This is a genomic window from Chitinophaga sp. GbtcB8 (assembly GCF_019091455.1).
Taxonomy (GTDB): Bacteria; Bacteroidota; Bacteroidia; order Chitinophagales; family Chitinophagaceae; genus Chitinophaga.
Genome location: NZ_JAGXJN010000356.1, coordinates 1 through 240 on the forward strand (window position 1 = coordinate 1; position 240 = coordinate 240).

Sequence of the window (240 nt, forward strand, 5' to 3'; positions counted from 1 at the left end):
GGGTAGTGCCGGGTAATGGAAAGGAGATCCCCGGTTTTAATGACAAAAGCGTGTTGGGTTTTAAAGCCTTCCTCACGCATTCCGGTATTGGTGATTTTCCCCATGTTACGGCCGCTGACCTGGAAAAGATAATGCCTCTTATTGCCGAAAGTTATTTGCCTTTACTGGTGCATTGTGAATTAAGTGATGATTCTGCGCCACCTGTAACGGATCCACATTCATACCGGCAATACCTGGCCT

At 47.1% G+C, this 240-nt stretch carries 1 pseudogene; it reads left to right on the top strand.

Features of this window, described 5'->3' with window-relative positions:
- Positions 1 to 240 (top strand): annotated as a pseudogene (locus KVT36_RS32080) (allantoinase); the annotation flags it as partial.